Here is a 580-nt window from a genome sequence, read left to right on the forward strand (position 1 = left end):
CCGCGCTCCATGGGATCGAGGTTCACGCGAGCGTGTGGATGTCGAACCATCACCACACGGATGTGACCGATCCGCACGGCAACCTCGTGCCCTTCAAGCAGCTCCTGCACAGCTTGATCGCCCGAGGTCGCAACGCGCAGCTCGGGCGGTCCGACAGCTTCTGGAGCGGCGACGCCGCTTGCGATACGCGGCGACCAACGGATGACGAGTCGCTGGGCGACCTCGTGTACACCCTGACGAACCCTGTCAAGGACGGGCTCGTGAAGTGGGGGCGGCTGTGGCCGGGGTTTACGACCATCGCCTGGCGCTTTGGCGAGACGCGGACCTTCAAGCGGCCCGACTGGCTATTTGACGAGGGCGGCGAGATGCCTGAGGAGGTCTCGTTGACGCTCGTTCGGCCGCCGATCTTCCCCGAGCTCGACGACGACGAGCTGTACGCCAAGCTGGTGACCAGGGTGCGTCAGCGCGAGATCGAGATCCAGCGGGAGCTTCGCCAGAAGGGGCGCCGGTTCATGGGGCTGCGCAAGCTTGCCCGGCAGGGCTGGAATCAGGCGCCGCGGAGCTTCGAGGAGCGATTCAC

Annotated in this window: 1 protein-coding gene; it reads left to right on the forward strand. The window is 66.2% G+C overall.

Going from position 1 to position 580, the window contains the following annotated elements:
- The coding region (locus ENSA5_RS38760; protein WP_506737594.1) for a transposase at positions 1–580 on the forward strand (580 nt) is incomplete at both ends.

The organism is Enhygromyxa salina, assembly GCF_002994615.1.
Lineage (GTDB): Bacteria > Myxococcota_A > Polyangia > Nannocystales > Nannocystaceae > Plesiocystis > Plesiocystis salina_A.